At 43.5% G+C, this 14,573-nt stretch carries 12 protein-coding genes; 7 read left to right on the forward strand and 5 right to left on the reverse strand.

The features are described 5' to 3' along the window. The 5 genes from LKO26_RS01190 to LKO26_RS01210 all read right to left on the reverse strand — a co-directional run bounded on the left by LKO26_RS01190 (position 1) and on the right by LKO26_RS01210 (position 5,409). Positions 1 to 1,584 carry a murein hydrolase activator EnvC family protein gene (locus tag LKO26_RS01190; RefSeq protein ID WP_227585968.1) on the reverse strand — a complete coding sequence of 528 codons (1,584 nt, stop codon included), beginning with the start codon at positions 1,582 to 1,584 and terminating at the stop codon, positions 1 to 3. Further along, a complete protein-coding gene (locus LKO26_RS01195; RefSeq protein WP_227585969.1) occupies positions 1,584 to 2,411 on the reverse strand; it encodes a DUF4292 domain-containing protein in 828 nt (275 codons plus the stop codon). The genes LKO26_RS01190 and LKO26_RS01195 overlap by 1 nt, the downstream gene beginning before the upstream one ends. Before the next feature lie 101 nt (positions 2,412 to 2,512). Further along, entirely contained in the window at positions 2,513 to 3,532 is a 1,020-nt protein-coding gene (locus tag LKO26_RS01200; protein ID WP_227585970.1) for a sugar phosphate nucleotidyltransferase, read from the reverse strand. Between the two features lie 27 nt (positions 3,533 to 3,559). Next, positions 3,560 to 3,991 carry a dUTP diphosphatase gene (dut, locus tag LKO26_RS01205; RefSeq protein ID WP_227585971.1) on the reverse strand — a complete coding sequence of 144 codons (432 nt, stop codon included), beginning with the start codon at positions 3,989 to 3,991 and terminating at the stop codon, positions 3,560 to 3,562. Next, positions 3,988 to 5,409 carry a lipopolysaccharide biosynthesis protein gene (locus LKO26_RS01210; RefSeq protein ID WP_227585972.1) on the reverse strand — a complete coding sequence of 474 codons (1,422 nt, stop codon included), beginning with the start codon at positions 5,407 to 5,409 and terminating at the stop codon, positions 3,988 to 3,990. The genes dut and LKO26_RS01210 overlap by 4 nt, the downstream gene beginning before the upstream one ends. Before the next feature lie 114 nt (positions 5,410 to 5,523). Between LKO26_RS01210 and LKO26_RS01215 the strand changes: the two genes are divergently transcribed. From LKO26_RS01215 to LKO26_RS01245, 7 genes are all read left to right on the forward strand, one after another. Continuing rightward, positions 5,524 to 6,858, forward strand: coding sequence for a dihydroorotase (locus LKO26_RS01215; protein ID WP_227585973.1), 1,335 nt, complete (start codon positions 5,524 to 5,526; stop codon positions 6,856 to 6,858). A gap of 107 nt (positions 6,859 to 6,965) precedes the next feature. Beyond that, a complete protein-coding gene (locus tag LKO26_RS01220) occupies positions 6,966 to 9,890 on the forward strand; it encodes a M16 family metallopeptidase (RefSeq protein WP_227585974.1) in 2,925 nt (974 codons plus the stop codon). A gap of 157 nt (positions 9,891 to 10,047) precedes the next feature. Continuing rightward, positions 10,048 to 10,926: an SDR family oxidoreductase gene (locus LKO26_RS01225; protein ID WP_227585975.1), complete on the forward strand. Its 879-nt coding sequence runs from the start codon at positions 10,048 to 10,050 to the stop codon at positions 10,924 to 10,926. Between the two features lie 191 nt (positions 10,927 to 11,117). Further along, positions 11,118 to 12,020 (forward strand): DUF2589 domain-containing protein, encoded by a 903-nt coding sequence (locus tag LKO26_RS01230; protein ID WP_227585976.1) that lies wholly within the window; start codon positions 11,118 to 11,120, stop codon positions 12,018 to 12,020. A gap of 11 nt (positions 12,021 to 12,031) precedes the next feature. Continuing rightward, positions 12,032 to 12,724 (forward strand): hypothetical protein, encoded by a 693-nt coding sequence (locus LKO26_RS01235; protein ID WP_227585977.1) that lies wholly within the window; start codon positions 12,032 to 12,034, stop codon positions 12,722 to 12,724. Then, positions 12,724 to 13,302 (forward strand): hypothetical protein, encoded by a 579-nt coding sequence (locus LKO26_RS01240; RefSeq protein ID WP_227585978.1) that lies wholly within the window; start codon positions 12,724 to 12,726, stop codon positions 13,300 to 13,302. The genes LKO26_RS01235 and LKO26_RS01240 overlap by 1 nt, the downstream gene beginning before the upstream one ends. A gap of 12 nt (positions 13,303 to 13,314) precedes the next feature. Beyond that, positions 13,315 to 14,571 (forward strand): S8 family peptidase, encoded by a 1,257-nt coding sequence (locus LKO26_RS01245; protein WP_227585979.1) that lies wholly within the window; start codon positions 13,315 to 13,317, stop codon positions 14,569 to 14,571. Positions 14,572 to 14,573: the final 2 nt, after the last annotated feature.

Consider the following 14,573-nt stretch of genomic DNA (forward strand, 5'->3'; position numbering starts at 1 on the left):
TTATTTGACCCAGCCCAGCGGATCTACCGGTGTGGTCCCGTTCCAGATTTGAAAATCCAGTGTATAGGAGCCGTCAAAATCTTCTCCAATTGTTCCGATATTAGTTCCGGCCGAAATCTGCTGGTTTTGTGAAACAGCCACAGAGCTGAGATTGGAATAGATGGAGAAATAATTTCCATGTTTCACAATCACGGTTCTGGTTCCGTCTCCCGCGGCCATTACCTTGGATACCACTCCGGGGTAAATGGCTTTGGCCGTACTTCCTTTGGCTACGGCAATTTTAATTCCGTTATTTTCCTCTACGATATTTTTAAACACCGGGTGCTGCTGTCTCCCGAACCGGTGTGTAATGGTGCCATATGCAGGCATGGACATTCTGCCTCGGTTTTCTGCGAAACTTCCTGAAGCACTGGTAGAAACCCCATAATTAGTCATCGCTTTCGATTCTGCGGCTTTTTTGGCGTCTTCATTCTTTTTGGCAAGTGCCGCTTCTGCGGCTTTGGCGTCCGCAGCTTTATCGGCTGCAGCTTTTGCAGCGGCAGCGGCTTTGGCTGCATCATTGGCTGCGGCTATTCTGCGGGCTTCTGCCTTTTCTGCCTCGGCAGCCTTGTTGGCATCTTCCCGTTTTTTGGCATCTGCGGCTGCGGCAATCCGGGCTTTATCTGCCTCTTCAGCGGCTTTTTTGTCTGCAATTTCTTTCAGCCTTCTGGCCTCGTCATCTGCTTTCTTTTTTTCTAAAGCCAAAGCTTCCAGTTTAGCCTTATTCTCTGCCTCAATTTTTGCTTTTTCTTTCTCGGCAGCTATTTTGGCCAGGCGGATTTTCTCGGCTTCTGCTTTCTTTTCTGCTTCTTCCTTCGCTTTAGCAATCTTGATTTCTTCGGCAATAATCGCACGGATCTGCCCTTCCAGATTCTTGCTCTGGGTTTGTTTTTGCTTCAGTTCTGCAGTAAGGTTGGACTCATTTTTTTTGAATTCCTGAACCAGTTTTTCTTTTTGCTGTTTCTCTGCAGAAATCGTGGTAATTTCTTTTTGCTGGTTAGAAAGCAAAATGTTCTTTTGTTCTACGGATTTTTCCCGCTCCGCAATCGATCTCTTCAGTACATCTGCAGCGGTAGCAATTTTCTGCGATTGTTTTTCCTGATAATCAGAATAGAAACGCAGGTATTGCACCCTTCTGATGGCTTCTCCCACGTTTTTGGAAGAAAGGATGAAGGTCACTTTGTTTTTAAGGTCACGGTTTTTGTAGGCATTCACCAGAACCTTTGCATAATTCTGTCTGAGTACTGCCAGTTCACGGTTCTGACGGTTAATTTCCAACTGGCGCAGATAGATATCGTCTTCTATAAAACGCTTTTCCTTTTGGGTATTTTGATAAACCTTTTCTCTGAGTTGTATTTTTTTATTCACACCTTCCAGATACGCCAGTGATAATTTGGACTCGCTTCTGGTTTTGGCCAATTGTGAATTGATATCGGCAATTTGTTTCTTGAGCGCTTCGTTCTGCTTCTGAAGCTGCTCCTTTTTCTGACCGAATGAAATGCCGAAGATGAGTACTGCGACGATTAAAAAAATATTTTTATTCATTAGATCTCTATTTTCTTATAGTTTCCGGGTACCGAAAACGGGGTTTGCATTTTAGAATCGTCAAATTTCGTGTTTTCAAGCAATATCTGACTGGATTTCGCCCCTTTTATAATTAATTTAACATTTTTTGGCAATCGGTAATTGCGGAATTCTTCCCAATCGTTATAAATAACCTGCAATTCGTCTCCGGAATCCACATCGGTAAGGTGCACACTGTTCAAATCAAAATTGGACGCATAGCGGATTTCAACCTGATATTCACGCACTTCACCTTCCTCAGTTTCTACAGACTGATTCACCGTGGAAGCCATCGTGTATCCCTTTGAATTTTTGGTGAGCATGAACTCTCTGCTGTTGATTTTGACAAAGGTTCGGCCGATTAACAGCCGCTGTAAAGTATGGTAATTCAGAAAATTCGTGTTCAGCAGATTGTTCAGATATTCAAAATCTGAATCAATATAGGTCTTGTCATTCCGGTTATAGGCTTTCACGCCATCCGGTGTCGCAATTCCCCGGGCTACATTAATGAAAAAAGCACTCAGGTTCATCCAGACCTTTTCATTATTCTGGATATAAATGGTAGCATCCAGCGTGGGCAGGTAAGTGGTGGCAGATTCCATACTGATTTTGCTGCTGATTTTCAACTGGTCAAACTCCGGGTTCTGAAGCACATGCTGATAAAACGTGAGATCTGCCGGGACGCGTTTGCTCATATCTCGGGGATTCTCCTCTGTGGTTGCCGCCTCATTGCCGCCATCAACTGTTTTCCTGGCTTTGCAGGAGTACAGCAACAAAGCGGTCAGCATTAATATGATCAGTTTTTTCATCTGGGTAAAATTAGCTAAATTTTATCATGAAAGTTTGCAATATTAACGCCAAACCACACAAAAGATTTTGTGTGGTCTGAGTACTGCGTTGTAAAGGTGTTTTAATCTTTAGACAAAAAATCCAGGACGGAGAAGTCTCCCAGCGAAATTTCTCTGGAAACGCCGTGGTATTCAGCAGAATTTCCGATCATAGAATTGCTGAGGTTGCCATGATTAATGGTCGTGTTCTCCTGAATCAGTGAGTTGTCTATATTAGAGTTCTGGATTTTGGTTCCATTGCCGATGCTTACATAAGGACCAACTTTAGAGTTGATCACGCGTACATTCTCGCCGATGAAGCATGGCGGGATGATGAGGCTGTTTTCTATCACAGCTGTGGAGGGAAAATGTGCAAATTCCTCACTTTCGTATTGAAGAATTTTGCCGTTGGTTTCCACGGTGGCATTTTTATTTCCGCAATCCATCCAGTCATCTACTTTGCCCAGTGTGAATTTTGCATCTTTCTTTCTCAGGTTTTCCAGTGCAGTGGTCAGCTGATATTCGCCTCCGAATTTGATGTCGTTTGAAATAATGTGGTTAATTTCGTCCATCAGTTTTTCGGCAGATTTAAAGTAATAAATACCGATGATGGCCAGATCTGATACAAATTCTTTAGGTTTTTCCACGAAATCAGTGATAAAGCCGTAGTCGTCCAGTTTTACCACCCCGAAGGCAGAGGGATCTTCCACTTTTTTCACCCAGATGACCCCGTCTGAATTCTTGTCCAGATTGAAATCTGCGCGGAATAAGGTGTCGGCAAATGCCACCACCACATCGCCCTGCATAGAAGCCTCTGCACACTTGATGGCATGAGCGGTTCCCAGCGGCTGATCCTGGGTATAAATACTGCCTTTAGCACCCAGTTTGGATGCTATTTCAAGCAGTGATTCCTCTACTTCTGCTCCGAAATCGCCGATGATGAAGGCGATTTCATCTATTTTTTCCCCGGCTACTTTGGCAATGTCTTCTACGAGGCGCTGCACAATAGGTTTTCCGCCTATCGGAATCAGGGGTTTAGGTACTGTTAAAGTATGCGGTCTGAGACGGGATCCTCTGCCCGCCATAGGCACAATGATTTTCATAAGTTCTTGTTTATTTTTTTGTGTTTTTTATTTTGAAGTACTGCCGAAGCCACCCGCTCCACGGTCAGATGAGCTTAGTGTTTCCACTACGGTCCATTCTGCGCATTCATGCCTGGCGATGACCATCTGCGCAATGCGGTCTCCGTCTTCAATCTGAAAGTCAGAATCTGACAAATTTACTAAAATAACTCCAACTTCACCCCGGTAATCTGCATCAATGGTTCCGGGAGTGTTCAGTACGGTGATGCCGTTTTTCAGAGCCAGGCCACTCCGCGGCCGAATCTGGGCTTCATAACCTTCGGGGATTTCCATAAAAAGACCTGTGGGGATGAGTTTTCTCTGCAGGGGCTTCAGCAGAACGGGCACTTGCAGATGGGCACAGATGTCCATTCCCGCCGCACAGGGGGTCTGGTATTTGGGAAGCTCGTGGGAAGAGGTATTGATGATTTTTACGTTCATTTTTTAATCTTGATTAATAGGTTTTTTTGGTCACTGCTAAAAAAGACAATGACTGCAAAAATGATAAATAATAAATTTCCAATCCAAATATCTGCATTAAATAATTGATAAGAAATTACTGAAAATATGGCCAGAACAAGTAAGATTCCTGCCAGTTTTCCCACTTTATACGGTATGGGAAAATACTTCTGACCCAAAATATAGGAGAGAATCATCATGCTGGCATAAGCCGCAAGGGTGGCCCATGCTGAAACCATAAATCCATATAAAGGCAGTAATACGATGTTCAGTATAATTGTAATGATGGCGCCGGCCCAGGAAATGATAGTGCCCATCCCGGTGCGGTCTGTGACTTTATACCAGGTGGAAAGGTTGTAATAAATGCCGAAAAACAAGTTGGCCATAACGATGACCGGAATAATGTCTATGGCGGTCCAGTAGTCCTGATCGGGAATAAAAATCAATTTTAGCCATGAGATATTGGCAATAATGCCCATGGCAACTACCGAAGCAAAAAGCGTGAAATATTCGGTGACTTGAGCATAGGTAAATCTGGCGTTATCCTGATTCATTTGCTTAAAGAAATACGGTTCTATCCCCATTCTGTACGCGGTTACAAACAACGTCATAAGCACGGCCAGCTTATAGCAGCCGCCGTATGCACCAGCATCGCCATCCGGAATGAGATGCACCTGCACGGCTTTGTCGAAATTTTCATTGATCATAAATGCAAAACCTGCAATCATGACCGGCCACGAATAGTGGATCATTCGGCGGAATAAGGATTTTACAAACTGAAATCTGACTTTCAGGATTACCGGAAGCAACATGAGTACACCTGCCAGACTACCCATCAGATTGCTCCAGAATGTATAGGAAACTTTTTGATTCATGCCCAGACTTTCTGAAATGTGTCCGGGAATGTATAGGAATAATGAAACCACAAGAACTGTTTGCAGGAGGGATTGCACGACTCTGATTGCGGAGTATTTAATGGGTTTGTTGTGAAACCTGAGCCAGGCCAGCGGAATGACGCAGAGTGTATCCAGAAAGGCAATCCAGGCAAACCAGCGGATGAATTCAGGGGTTTTTTCATAACCCAGAAAACTGGATACGGATCCCGTAAAAGCAAGAACAGATATCAAAAATAGGGAAGCCAGACCAAACAGGAACCAGAAAGAAGTGTTGAATGTTTTCCTTTCGTTGTTCTTTTCTGAAGAAAACCGGAAATAAGCCGTTTCAAACCCGAACGTAAGCAGAATATTGATGAAGGAAACAATGGCATAAAGGTTCGTGAATTGTGCAAATTCATCCTTGTCAATGAATTTGATATATAGTGGATTCAGCAAGAAAATTATAATTCTGGGCAGAATGGCACCAATACCGTAAATAATGGTTTCACTGATTAACTTCTTCAACGCGTGAAAATTTTTGGTAAAGGTAATAATTTTTTGATGTGGGGTTCAGATATCTGCTTTCAGATTTCTCCGGGTGCTCTTGAAAAGCTAAATTTGTAAAAATCTGTTCTCAAAATGAAAATTCTTATCAAAAACGCCACCATCATCAATGAAAATAAGTTGGTTGAAAGTGATTTACTTATAGAAAATGATTTGATTGCCCGGATTGACACCCATATCAGCGATTCCGGTGCAGATCGTGTAATTGATGCCTCCGGGAAGTTTCTGATGCCGGGTGTGATTGATGACCAGGTGCATTTTCGCGAACCCGGACTGACGCATAAAGGGGATATAGAAAGTGAATCCCGTGCTGCGGTAGCCGGCGGAGTCACCAGTTATATAGAGCAGCCCAATACGGTGCCTAATGCGGTGACGCAGGGACTGCTGGAGCAGAAGTATACGCTGGCAGAAGGCCGTTCATTTGCCAATTATTCATTTTCGATGGGCGGAACCAATGACAATCTGGAAGAAGTGCTGAAAACAAATCCGCGAAACGTGGCCGCCATCAAACTTTTCCTGGGCTCGTCTACCGGAAATATGCTGGTAGATGACCCGGAGACGCTGGAGGAAATTTTTTCAAAGGTAAAGATGCCCATCTGTGTGCATTGCGAAGATGAAGCCACCATCCGCAGAAATACAGAAAAGTATCTGTCTGAATTTGGAGAGGATATCCCGGTTCGGTACCATCATCTGATCCGGAGTGCTGAAGCATGTTATATTTCATCGTCCAAAGCAGTGGAACTGGCAAAGAAAACAGGTGCCCGGCTGCATATTTACCATCTTTCCACCGCCCGGGAAACCGAACTTTTCCGCAATGATATCCCTCTGGAAGAAAAGAAAATTACCGCGGAGGTCTGTGTGCATCATCTCTGGTTTACAGATGAAGATTATGAAACCAAAGGAACGCTCATTAAATGGAACCCGGCCGTGAAAACCTTTGAAGATAAAGAAGCGCTGTGGAAAGCCTTGCAAGACGGGAGAATTGATGTGATAGCTACCGATCATGCCCCACACACATTGGAGGAAAAAAATCAGGTCTATACCAAATGTCCTTCCGGAGCACCGCTGGTACAGCATTCCTTGCCTGCCATGCTGGAGATGCATGCAAAGCGGCGGATTTCTCTGGAGAAAATTGTAACAAAAATGTGTCATAATCCGGCCATAATTTTCAATATCGAAAAAAGAGGATTTATTCGCCAGGGGTACAAAGCAGATTTGGTGCTGGTAGATCTGGACAGTCCGTGGACCGTTAAAAAGGACAATATTTTATATAAATGCGGCTGGTCTCCTCTGGAGGGAACCACATTCAGCGCACGTGTTACCCACACTTTTGTGAACGGGTATCCTGCTTATGAAAATGGGGTAGTTTCGGACCAGCGCGCGGGCGAAAGATTGTTGTTTGACCGTTAGAACTGATGCCCTTTCTGAATTCAAATACTAAAAATAACGAAGAGAGTGAAACTTTTTCATAACTTTCACGTCCTATATGCAATAAATTAATTTCAAGAATAAATACTATGTTAAAAAAGAAATTTCTGATGCTGATGGCTGCGGGTATGTTATTTACGGCGCAGGCACAGGATTACCAGTGGAAGGAAGCGCAGAGTGGGGGCTATACCTACCGCTATGTGACCAATGATCCTACACAGGCCCGCTTTTATACCCTCAAGAATGGCTTAACCGTAATTCTGAGTCCCACAAAGAAAGACCCACGGGTTCAGGCATATATTGCGACCAAAGCGGGAAGTAAGACCGACCCGGCTACCAACACCGGACTGGCTCACTATCTGGAGCATATGCTCTTCAAGGGTACAGATAAATACGGCTCGCTGGACTGGGCCAGAGAAAAAGCCGAGCTGGACAAGATTGATGCATTGTATGAGCAGTATAACAAAGAAAAAGACGAAACCAAAAGAAAAGATATCTACACGAAGATTGATTCTGTTTCCGGAGTAGCTGCCAAATATGCGATTGCCAATGAATATGACAAGATGATGACAGCCATGGGTGCTCAGGGTACAAATGCGTGGACCAGTTTTGAAGAAACCGTGTATACAGATGATGTGCCATCCAGCTCACTGGATAAATATCTGACCGTACAGGCAGAGCGGTTCCGGAATCCCGTTCTGCGGATCTTTCATACTGAACTGGAAGCGGTTTACGAAGAAAAGAACAGATCGCTGGACAGTGACGGCCGTAAAGTTTTTGAAACACTTTTCGGAACGCTTTTCGAAAATCACAACTACGGAAGACAAACCACAATTGGTACCGTAGAACACCTGAAGAATCCGTCGCTGGTAGAAATCCGGAAGTATTTCGAGACCTATTATGTGCCTAATAATATGGGCGTCATTCTTTCTGGAGATTTCAATCCCGATGAGGTCATTGCAAAAGTAGACAGTGCGTTCTCTTATATGCAAAATAAACCAGTGCCAAAATATACATTTCAGCCGGAGAAACCCATTACAGCCCCTGTTGTAAAAGAAATTGTGGGTCCTGATGCAGAAAGTCTTACCATCGGTTTCAGATTGCCGGGCAACAAAGATAAAGATGTGTTGCTGGCAGATCTGGTAGGTTCTATCTTAACCAACGGAAAAGCAGGTTTGCTGGACCTGAATCTGGTGAAAAAGCAGAAATTACTCCGGGCCAGCGCTTTTACCTATACTTTGCAGGATCATGGTATTTTGTACCTTTCTGCAGCGCCTACTTCCGGGCAAACGCTGGATGAGGTGCGGACATTGGTTCTGGCAGAACTGGATAACCTTAAGAAAGGAAATTTTGATGAGGATTTAATTCCCTCTATTGTAAACAATATCAAAAAAGAAAGAATTCAAAGCACAGAAAAGTACGGCGACAGGGCATCGCTTCTGCAGGGTGCTTTCAATGCTGAGCTGGACTGGAAAGATCAGGTAGCTTATGTAGATGATATATCAAAAATCAGCAAGGCAGATGTGGTGGCTTTTGCCAATAAATATTTTGGTAATAATTATGTGGCCGTCTTCAAAAGAAAGGGAGAAAATAAGGATGTTCAGAAGATTGAGAAACCGTCCATCACACCAGTGGAAACGAATCCTGACAAACAGTCTGCATTTGTGAAAATGGTGAATGAAATGCCTAATATTCCTTCGGAACCTGTATTTTTAAATTTTGACAAGGATATTCAGAAATCAAAAATCGGCAATGCAGAAGTGCTTTATGTTCCCAATACAGAGAATCAGTTGTACAGATTGCGTTACCGGTATAAAATCGGATCGCTGAATGACCTGAAGCAAAGTCTGGCATCCCAGTATCTGCAGTTTCTGGGGACCGACAAGAAATCTTCAGAAGATATTTCCAAGGAATTTTATAAAATTGCCTCCAGTTTCAGAGTTTCCACCGGAGAAGAATATACTACGGTAACTATAGAAGGGCTTCAGGAGAATTTTGATCAGGCGGTTCGTCTGTATGAAGAGCTGGTGGTTAATGCGCAACCCGATGAAAACGCACTGGCAGCACTGAAAGCCAGAATTGCAAAATCCAGAACGGATGCCAAGTCTAATAAAGGTGCCATCCTGCAAGGACTTACCAGTTACGCTATGTACGGCCCGAAGAATAAATTCAATCATACCTTCTCAGATGCAGAGTTGCGGTCGGTTTCCGCAAAGGAGCTCACGGATTTGATCAAAAATCTTAACAATTACGAACAAACCATTATTTATTATGGTCCTCAGCCGCTGAAAACTTTTACGTCGAATCTTTCAAAACTACATAAAGTTCCTGCCAGATTCGCTGTGGCTACGCCTGCCAAACAGTTCAAGCAGATTGCTCAGACCAGGAATCAGGTGCTGTTCACAGATTATGATATGGTACAGGCAGAGACCCGGTGGATCAGAAATAATGATGCGTATAATGCTGCAAACACTCCGGTGGTCACGGTATTTAATAATTATTTTGGAGGCGGAATGGGCTCTGTGGTATTCCAGACCATACGCGAGAGTAAAGCACTGGCATACAGTACTTATGGGTATTATGTGCAGCCGTCCAAAAAAGATGACCGCTATTATATGATGAGTTATGTGGGCAGTCAGGCAGACAAATTTAACGATGCTGTGGGTGCCATGAATGAACTGCTTACCACCATGCCACAGTTGCCGGTAAATCTGGAGCTTGCCAAAACATCTGTGAAGAAAGATATACAGACGGAGAGAATTACTCAGGATGATATTATTTTCAGGTATCTTGCTCTGCAGCAGCTTGGACTGAAAGACGATATCAGAAAACAGCTTTATACCAATGTGGATAAGATTACGATGACGGATCTCCATAAATTTCACACCACTAATATTTCCGGGAAACCCTACACGTATGCACTTGTAGCATCAGAAAAGAATGTTAAAATGGACGATGTGAAGAAAATAGGAGAAGTTAACAAAATTTCTCTGGAAGAACTTTTCGGTTACTAAATCAATTTTTGATGATGATAAAAACTGTCCGTTTCGGGCAGTTTTTTTGTTTAATGAGCAGCGGGTTCAGGCAGCGGGTTTCGTTTGTTATTTAATGAATATTAAAACCAAAACGTTTCACCATAAATTTCCCTAAATTTACCTTAAAATCAATCATATGAAATATACAGAACCGATGCTTCGCGATGGAGCGCTAAAGGATAAAGTAGCTGTGGTAACAGGCGGTGGTAGTGGATTGGGCAAGGCCATGACGAAATATTTCCTGGAACTGGGTGCCAAAGTGGTCATCACCTCCCGCAATCTGGAAAAACTGAAAACTACAGCAAGAGAACTGGAAGAGGAAACCGGGGGAGAAGTGTTTCTGGTAAGTTGTGATGTCCGGAACTGGGACGAGGTAGAGGCTATGAAACAGGCGACTTTAGAACGGTTCGGGAAAATCGATATCCTTGTGAATAATGCTGCCGGCAATTTTATAGCGCCCACAGAGCGGCTTACCCACACGGCTTTTGATGCGGTTCTGGATATCGTACTGAAAGGAACCAAGAACTGCACGCTTTCCATAGGCAAGCACTGGATTGAGCAAAAATCTGCGGGAACCGTACTCAATATTGTAACTACCTATTCGTGGACGGGTTCTGCTTATGTGGTGCCCTCTGCCTGTGCCAAAGCAGGCGTTCTGGCCATGACCCGTTCTTTGGCGGTAGAATGGGCTAAATACGGAATCCGTTTTAATGCCATTGCACCGGGCCCGTTTCCTACCAAAGGTGCATGGGACCGGCTGCTGCCCGGAGACCTTCAGGAGAAATTTGATATGCGCAAGAGGGTCCCGCTGCGCCGGGTGGGAGAGCATCAGGAACTTGCCAACCTCGCGGCTTACCTGGTTTCAGATTATTCTGCTTATATGAATGGTGAAGTCGTGACTATAGACGGTGGCGAATGGCTGCAGGGTGCGGGCGAATTTAATATGCTGGAGCAGATTCCGGCCGAGATGTGGGATATGCTGGAAGCAATGATTAAAGCTAAAAAGTCTGGCTAACAAAAAGTGATAAAAGATAAAAAACCCGAATTTTAATTCGGGTTTTTCTGTAAAATTGTTAAAGAATAAATGTTATGACTGGCCATTTAAGAAAATAATATGATTTAAAAAAGGTGTTTTTCCTGAAAGTTTGAAATAATTTTTGTGATAAGTTTGCAATGAAAAACTTTAACCATTAAAACTTATCAATCATGGAAACTTTAAAAGCAGTCCTGGAAAAGGATCAGTCTAAAAAGACAAAAGCTGAATTAGTAGAACTGTTAAACGGTATAGAAGGTCTTCTTACTCCTTCTGTGTACGAGAAAGTAAGCGGCCTTACTCCCGCTGAAGCCGCAGAATTACCGAAAAAAGAAATTCTTGAAATTCTGAATTCTTTCAAAGAAAATTACGATTCAAAATGGGAAAAATCTCTGGCAGGCGTGTCCTCATCAGTGCTGAATATGGTGTTCGGACAAATAAAAGCCAGTGAGATGGCGTTTAAAGCTGCAGATGCAGATGATGCCAATTTTGCTGCTGAGCTGGGAAGTATCGATTTTGCCAAAATCATCGGTGGTCCGCTGGATGCCTGTGTGAGGGCGCAGACCAATGCTTCTGTAGCTACCGTAGCGTTCATTAATAATGTAGGCTTTGAGATTACAGATCAGGCAACGGGAGCCAAAAAACTCAGAATGGCAGAATTCAAATACAAGAAGAATATTCCCAATCCGGATTTTAATCCTGACGAAGACGCAGGAGATGATAATCCCAAAACCATTGAAACAGATGCTGAAATTTCTGTTCCGTTCATCGCATTACTCAATGTGCCTTCTTTCCGGATCGAAAGTTGTGATATTGACTTTAATGTCAAATTGAAATCCACGTTTACACAGAATGTGACCACTCAGTTGGGTATTGATACTTCTTTCAGTACCGGATCCAGTGGGATTTCCAACTTGTTTGCAAAGGTAAATTTCAAAGTAGATGTATCTACCAAAAGAACAAGCTCTACCGGAACCAAAATCGAGAAAGAATACTCTCTCGGTGTAAAAGTGCGGGCAACCAATGATGAGATGCCGGCAGGCCTGGAAAAAGTATTGGGACTATTGGCTAACTAATTTTTTTCATAATGATTAAATTGTCAGACTACCTGGATTATCTCAATAAAGAGATAATCCAGGCACGGAAAATGGCAGATGAAAATGCGGTTTTAGTAGCGAGGCAATATGCAGAGCATCCTTATCTGAAATATTTTAAGGTGCCCAGATATGCAATGCCCGTAGTGAAAATGGATATACCGGTGAAGGTAGCAGACATAGATGCGAAATCCAAGTTTGATTTTAAATTGAACCCATTAATTTTCCTTTCTGAGGTTAATGAAAAAATCCGGGCAGTCAATAAGGAGAAAAATCTCAGCATGGCCTTAATTTCTGAGGAACAGGTCGCTGGCAAAGAGTTTCAGACCCTTTTCAAGAAACTGGAAAATAATGACCAGCGGTATGTGAAAAATCTGGGCTCTGTAGTAAAGAAAATTGACCTGGCTCCGCAGATCAAGGCTTTGAATCTTAATATTTTCCGTCCCCAAGCAGACGACGATGAAAAGTATGAACTGACCAGAATTCTTTCGGAAACTATTGCCGGGAAATATTCGCTGGTATCCTCGCGTCTCAATAATATTTTTATTGATCCTGATACTACTTCGTCAGAAGATAAAGATAAGTTGTTCATCAATCTTCATGTAGAAATGGAAGAAGAGGGCATACGTATTGTAAAATTGCAGGATAAAAACGGAAATGAGGTCGAAGAAATAACTTTTGAGTAATGCAGGAGTTAATCCATAGAAAAGTTCAGCTTTCAGAGGAGTTTCTTAAGGAATTCAATGAAGTTCAACGGCTCTTCAGAGACCGCTCTTATGATTTTGATTCTGCCCTGAACCGGCTCACAGATGCACTGCTGCATCATTATCATGAAACCGGAAACACCACTGCTGAATCCGAAGTTCTGAAGGTGCAGAATACACTTTCCCTGCTCAGAAAAGGATTTAACCCGGTAAAAATGGAGAAGATTCAGTCCGGAAAGCGGGAACTGTTCTGGGGATTTGCGTTCTCCGGTCTGGAATCCCTCTACAGTTTGTTGCTGGAGGCCTACCGGGCAGAGCAGCAAAAGCTGGATGAGGGTACCGAATTGATTTCCGGTCTTTTTCTCAGCATGTATCAGAATGGAGTGCTTACAGACCAGAAAATTGCCGCTCTGAATACCGTGGAAGAAATCGGACTGTACTGGCGCACGCTGGCAGAGCAGAATACCACGATTGCCGGAATCTATAAAAAATTGCGCCTTACTTTAATAGATGAGGATATTTTTCTGCTCACGGAAAGAATCATCCACAGATTACACTAAATAACCAAAGCCATGAAAAATGAAAAATATTTGGTTCTTCTCGAAAATCAAAACACTTCTGCTTTACGAAAAATTGAACGGGAGTTCAAAGTAAGTCTTACCTCTTCCCAAGACCTCTCCTCCACCCATAAATCTTTTGATATCATCGATGATCAAAATGGTGTATTGTACAAAAATCTGGATGTTGTAGTTGCGGATGATCTGGATGCAGACCAGCTGAAGGCTGCGGTGAAGAGCAAAGATAGTCCCGTCATTTATTACGAAAAGGAAAGGACGTTTCTTCCTGCAAATCAACAAAACTTGCTGGATGAACTGAAGAAAACCTCACAGGAACTCAGCGAAAAGATTGCCGAACTGGAAGCATTTCTTCAGAAAAAACCATTGCCTCAGGAACCGCTTACCAATTATGAATGGGGATTAAAAGCGGTGGGAATAGATCAGGTGCAGCTTACCGGTAAGGGCGTGGATGTTTGCATTCTGGACACCGGATTTGATGTTTCGCATCCGGATTTTGTAGCAAGGGAAATTGAGGGAAAGTCTTTTGTAGCCAATGAAAACTGGGACAAAGATGTGTATGGACATGGAACGCACTGTGCGGGAACTGCCGCGGGAAACGTGCGTTCGGATAATGGCCACCGCTATGGCGTGGCGTCAGAATGCAATCTGAAAATAGCAAAAGTATTGTCTGATACAGGCAAAGGAACCACCTCTGCCATTATAGATGCTATAGATTGGGCGCTGGAGAAAAAATTCCGCATTATCTCCATGTCGCTAGCCTCTCCTGTACAGATTAATGAAAAACCTTCTCCGTTGTTTCAAGCGGTAGGGAAAAAAGCGCTTGAAAATAATTGCCTCCTCATTGCTGCTGCGGGAAATGACAGCAGCCGGCCTGGTACACCGCGTCCGGTTTCTGCTCCGGCCAATTGCAGTTCTGTGATGGCGGTGGCAGCAATAGACAGCCAGATGCGGGTGGCTTCATTTTCCAATGGCGGGATCAATGCGGCAAATGGCGGCAATGTCAATGTATGTGCACCCGGCGTGGATGTACTCAGTGCATTCCCCCGGAAATCCGGACGTCTGCCTTATAAACTCATGAATGGCACCAGTATGGCTGCTCCTCATGTTTCGGGAATAGCGGCATTGCTGATGCAGAAATTTCCGGCCCTGAACGCAGAGGAAATCTGGCAATTGCTAGAGCAGTATGCCAGACCTGTTCAGAATTTGAAGTACCGGGACATCGGGGCTGGTCTTGTTCAGGTAAAGATTTAAGA

It is taken from the genome of Chryseobacterium sp. MFBS3-17 (assembly GCF_020687745.1).
Classification (GTDB): Bacteria; Bacteroidota; Bacteroidia; order Flavobacteriales; family Weeksellaceae; genus Marnyiella.